The following is a 5,243-nucleotide window of genomic DNA, read 5'->3' as shown; positions in this document are numbered from 1 at the left end:
CAGGTTGGAACCGGAGGATATTCGCCGTGTGTTGCGGATGCGCGAGTGTATCGGACTCGGTGAGGTGATGAATTTCCCGGGTGTCATCAATCGTGATAAAGCGATGCTGAATAAAATTGGCTTCGCCGAAGGGAAAGTGATTGATGGACATGCCCCGGGTGTTTCCGGGAAGGACCTGAATGCCTATATTGCCGCGGGAATCCGCTCCGACCACGAGTCGGTTACCCTGGAGGAAGCCAGGGAGAAGCTGGCACGGGGTATGAGGGTGATGATAAGGGAAGGGTCTGCGGAGAAGAACCTGGAGGCGCTGCTGCCGCTGGTTACCGATAAGACCTACAAGCGGTGCCTGTTCGTGGTCGACGACCGTAGCTGTGTCGACCTTCTGCGTGACGGCGACATCGACGCCGTGGTCAGGAAGGCGATTCGCCTTGGCCTTGACCCGGTCCGGGCGATTCAGATGGCCACGATAAATGCCGCGGAGTACTTCCGGCTGGAACACCTGGGGGCGGTGGCTCCGGGCTACCTGGCCAACCTGATTGTGCTGTCTGACCTGGAGAGCCTTCAGGTCGAATCTGTCTACTACCGTGGTAAGCTGGTGGCCAGCGAGGGGGAGCCGCTTTTCCCGTCACACCGGGCCCGTGCCCGCGGGTTGAGCGATAGTGTAAAGGTGGGTACTCTGAGTCTGGAAAGGCTGCGTCTGCTGCCTTCCGGAGATACCCGGTACGTCATTGAGATTATTCCCGGGCAAATAGTGACGCGCAAAAGGATAGAGAAGGTCCGGGTGGTTAATGGGGCCGTTGTGCCCGATGTCAGCCGGGACATCCTGAAGCTGGCCGTTGTGGAACGCCACCGGGCGACCGGCAATGTCGGTGTGGGGCTGGTCAGCGGCTTCGGCCTGAAGCGCGGTGCCCTGGCATCGTCTATAGCCCATGATTCTCACAACATCGTTGCCGTCGGCACCAGTGACGAGGATATGTTGGCGGCAATCCGGGAGATTGAAAGGCTGCGAGGTGGTCTGGCGGTCACCGATGGTGGCAGGGTGGTAGCCAGTCTGGCCCTGCCGATAGCCGGACTGCTCTCGGACGAACCGCTGGAGAAGGTAGTAGCCCAACTGGAGAGAGTAGAAAGCGCCGCTGCCAGTCTGGGTACGGGACTGACGTCTCCCTTCTCAACCCTCTCATTCGTCGCCCTGCCTGTCATACCGGAGCTAAGACTGACCGACCTCGGACTGGTGGATGTGAACGAGTTCCGTCTGATTCAGTAGGGGGAGGAGCCGGCAATAACCCACCACGTAAGCGGTCAAGCAGATACCCGTCGTGGCAAGAAAACGCACCAGAGGATGAGGTTACATCCCCTGGTGCGCTCTATTTACTTCCCTCACCGTTAGTCGTATCGGGTTACTGCTTGGGTGCCTGTGGCGGTGATGGGTTCACCAGACCGGCCAAGAGCGTCCCCGGCATGATACTATCCAGTTCGTCCAGGGTCCAGCGACCGTCCTTGTAAATGCTCTTCATTGGTTCCGGGTTATGGTAGAGAGAGATTGTCCCCCCGCTCGACCCAAAGGTCTGGCCGTTGATGTTAGCGGCAGCATCGGTGGCGAGGTAGACCACTATCGGTGCGATATCGTCGGGGTCACGCAGTGCTGGAGCACCAACGGGAGATTGTGCGCCGCCCCCTCCGGTAACTCCCTTCGAAGATCTTATCTGGCGTGCCGCCAGTACCTCTTCGGACATTGTCATCCTGGTGGAAGCACCGGGAGCAATAGCATTGCAGGTAACGCCATACCTGCCCATGTCACGCGCGATAACCCGGGTAAAACCGGCAATACCTGCTTTGGCAGCACCGTAGTTAGCCTGGCCGGAGTTCCCGATCAGGCCCGAGGTAGAGCTCATGCTGATTACGCGTCCGCTTCTCTGCTGCCGAAAGAGGACACAGGCCGGCTTGGTGCAGTTGAAGACCCCGTAGAGGTGCACCTTCATCACTGCGTCCCATTCCTCCGGGGCCATGTTGAAAATCATCCTGTCGCGCAGGATACCGGCGTTATTGACCAGGATGTCCAGTTTGCCGAAGCTGTCCACTGCCGTCCGGATGATGCTCTCGCCGCCCTCTACCGTGGTTACGGAGTCGTAGTTGGCGACTGCATCTCCACCGGCTGCCTTGATTTCAGCGACGACTTCGTCGGCCACTTTCTTTTCGGCTCCCGTACCGTCGGCGGCACCACCAAGGTCATTAACGACTACCTTAGCTCCTTCCTCAGCCATGAGAATGGATATGCCTCTGCCGATGCCCCGGCCTGCACCGGTAACGATTGCTACTCTATCTTTTAATCTGTCGCCCACCATGTACCTCCTGATATGGTGATTACCACCAGTTCTTCTTGTGGGGCTGATGTCTTCCGGTATAAAGGCCTGTGACTACTATGGACTCTGCCGTTTATTCCTTGGGCTGTTCCGGGGGTGATGCGTTCACCAGTCCCTCGGCGAGTGTCTTCGGCATTTTCTCGAACAGCTCGTCAATGGTGAAACCGCCTTGCTTCTCGATTACCTTCTCCTGTACCGGCTCGGAGAAGAGAGCGATTCTGCCGGTCTGCACGAAGAAAGTGCGCCCATTCACGTTTGCAGAGTCATCGGAGGCCAGCCAGACGATCAGGGGTGCAATGTCCTCGGGTTTCATCGACTCCATATACTTGACGATTTCTCCGCGTCCAGACCTCTCTGCGGCCTGTTTCATGTCATCGCTCATCGTCATTCGGGTACCGGCGTTGGGCCGGATGGCGTTGCACGTAACCCCGTACCTGCCCATTTCAATGGCGACCGTCCGGGTGAAGCCCACGATGCCCTCTTTGGCGGCAGCGTAATTCGACTGCCCGCGGTTGCCCAGTCCGGATGTCGAGGAGGTGTTGATGATGCGTCCGCTCCTCTGCTGGCGGAAGAGCACGCAGGCGGGCCTGGTGGTGTTGAAGTGCCCGTAGAGGTGCACCTTTATCACTGAGTCCCATTCTTCCGGTGACATGTTGAAGACCATGCGGTCTCTCAGAATACCGGCGTTGTTGACCAGGATATCCAGTTTGCCGAAGGCGTCTACCGCCGTCTTGATGATGTTCTCACCGCCCTCTACCGATGTCACTGAATCGTGGTTGGCGACCGCTTCTCCCCCGGCTGCCTTGATTTCCTCAGCGACTTTGCTAGCCGCAGAGGAGGACGACCCCGAGCCATCCACGGCGCCGCCAAGGTCATTGACGACCACCTTAGCGCCTTCCGACGCCAGTGCCAGTGCATGCCCCCGGCCGATACCGCCACCGGCACCGGTAACGATGGCTACCTTCCCCTTCAGTCTGTCACCCATGTTCCAACCTCCTAATTGTTTATTGCTTCGGCTTCCTGGAGCCTTCTAGGATTCGCCTGCTTGTCACAGGCAAGACCTGCCTACAGTGAGATAGAGTGGTAGTAACGGGATTGCCAAGTCGATGGAAGGCAACCCTTCCATATTTGGGAGAGCAGGGTTACCATTGCCTCTCCCGAGGGTGTTTGCCTACCTTTGACGGCTTTCATCGGCGTGTCGGGTTTCACCTCACGCTTGTCACCTGAGGACAGCAAACGCAATTCTATACCCTTTTACCGTGTTCTGTCAACCGAATGTCGTGCGATATACAGGGCATTAGTGGCACTCTGGCACAGCTAATGCTGGCTGCCACACAAGAAGAAAACTTCCCCTCCCTGCAGGGAGTCGTGTTACCCATCTGTCTGAACGAGAGCACCGAAGTCGAGGATGCGATACCAGGTGGTGGGTCGGGTATCACCGAGTATGACCGGTATAGTATAGTATATTCAGGAGTGGTGCAGAGTATAGCGGCATCGGTTTGTCGGGGAGTGCAGGTGAGCGGAGAGAATTGCTCAACGAGATATTAACCAATAAAGTACTGGTAGTACCGCTCTGTGCGTGGGTAGCGGTGCAGTTGCTCAAGGGGTTTATAGAGCTACTGAAGGAAAGACGTTTCGACCTGAGCTTCTTTATTACCAGCGGTGGCATGCCCAGTTCCCATTCAGCGATGGTCAGTGCTCTGGCCACAGCAGTGGTGCTGACCGCCGGGCCTGATTCCGCCGCGTTTGCCGTCAGTGTCATCCTGGCCATGGTGGTGATGTATGATGCTGCCGGGGTACGCTGGGCGGTGAGCCAGCAGGCGTCTATCCTCAATCGTATCGTCCGGGAACTCCGGCTGAGGCGTCCCCGTGGCGAGGTAGAACGCGACCTGCGGGAACTCATCGGCCATACACCGTTTCAGGTCATCGTCGGTTCGGCTCTCGGTATACTGATTACGTGGCTCTGCCTGGGGATAGGCTCGGTATAGCGTCGCCGGATATTGCTTCGGTCCTCCTTCCGCACGTATTAGATGGTCATCCTCTGTGCCCGCAGTGTGATACCATCCAGGGTCCGAAACCACATTTCCCGATTCTCTCCGGTTGACGTGGGATACGCTGCGGTGTAAGTTTTAGATAGACAAGGAGTTTCGGAATCCGGGTGGAATTGGAGTAGTAAATGCCGACACTTTTACTGGACAGGAAAGCCGTAAGCGACCTGTTGAACATGTCTGAGGTCATAAGGGCGGTCGAAGGAGCTTTTATCGCCTGGGTGGAAGGTAAGGCCAGCATGCCGCCGAAGTCTTACCTGGTCGTGGAAAAGGGTGATTTCCGGGCGATGCCGGCAGCACTCCCTGGCGCAGCGGGTGTCAAGTGGGTTAATGTCCATACTCAGAATCCGGCTCGGGGTCTGCCAACCGTTATCGGTATCTTCATTCTCAGCGACCCGGAGACTGCATATCCCTTGGCAGTGATGGATGCCACGGAGATAACCGCCTACCGGACGGCTGCCGCCGCCGCCATCGCCTCGAAGTTTCTGGCACGACGGGATTCCCGTACGCTGGGCATCATCGGTGCCGGTAAACAGGCCCGCTACCAGATACTGGCCCAGGCTGAGGTCTTTGACATCCGGCAGATAAATGTTTTTGACCGTTCGCAGGCCGCCGTAGACACGCTCATCGATGCTCTCCCCGACTTCACTGTCAGAGCGTGTTCGGCGGAGCAGGCAGCGGCTTCGGACATTGTCTGTACACTGACTCCTTCCCGAACACCGGTGGTGATGCGAGCCTGGGTTGCTCCGGGCACGCACATAAACGCCGTTGGTGCCGATGCAAAGGGCAAGCAGGAGCTTGAACCGGCAATCCTGAGGGACGGAATGGTGGTCGT

5 protein-coding genes are annotated in these 5,243 nt (G+C 57.7%); 3 read left to right on the top strand and 2 right to left on the bottom strand.

The genetic code is table 11. The features are described 5' to 3' along the window. Positions 1-1,264, top strand: a 1,264-nt coding sequence (locus VMW13_04855; protein HUV44144.1) for an adenine deaminase C-terminal domain-containing protein, incomplete at its 5' end; no start/stop codon positions are given. Positions 1,265-1,397: 133 nt separating this feature from the next. On the opposite strand, the gene VMW13_04850 is transcribed toward VMW13_04855, so the two are convergent. Beyond that, positions 1,398-2,342, bottom strand: coding sequence for an SDR family NAD(P)-dependent oxidoreductase (locus VMW13_04850; GenBank protein ID HUV44143.1), 945 nt, complete (start codon positions 2,340-2,342; stop codon positions 1,398-1,400). 91 nt (positions 2,343-2,433) lie between these two features. Further along, a complete protein-coding gene (locus VMW13_04845) occupies positions 2,434-3,345 on the bottom strand; it encodes an SDR family NAD(P)-dependent oxidoreductase (protein ID HUV44142.1) in 912 nt (303 codons plus the stop codon). A gap of 544 nt (positions 3,346-3,889) precedes the next feature. Here VMW13_04845 and VMW13_04840 point away from each other — a divergent pair. Together VMW13_04840 and VMW13_04835 are read left to right on the top strand one after the other, a co-directional pair. Continuing rightward, entirely contained in the window at positions 3,890-4,348 is a 459-nt protein-coding gene (locus VMW13_04840) for a divergent PAP2 family protein (GenBank protein HUV44141.1), read from the top strand. Positions 4,349-4,536: 188 nt separating this feature from the next. Beyond that, positions 4,537-5,243, top strand: a 707-nt coding sequence (locus VMW13_04835; protein HUV44140.1) for an ornithine cyclodeaminase family protein, incomplete at its 3' end; no start/stop codon positions are given.

Source organism: Dehalococcoidales bacterium (assembly GCA_035529395.1).
In the GTDB taxonomy this organism is placed as follows: domain Bacteria; phylum Chloroflexota; class Dehalococcoidia; order Dehalococcoidales; family Fen-1064; genus DUES01.
This window is presented reverse-complemented; position numbering and strand designations above follow the sequence as displayed.

Bases quoted from the DNA above. Each gene is read 5' to 3' on its own strand.
- VMW13_04845 (HUV44142.1), bottom strand. From the start codon at position 3,345: ATGGGTGACAGACTGAAGGGGAAGGTAGCCATCGTTACCGGTGCCGGT.
- VMW13_04850 (HUV44143.1), bottom strand. From the start codon at position 2,342: ATGGTGGGCGACAGATTAAAAGATAGAGTAGCAATCGTTACCGGTGCA.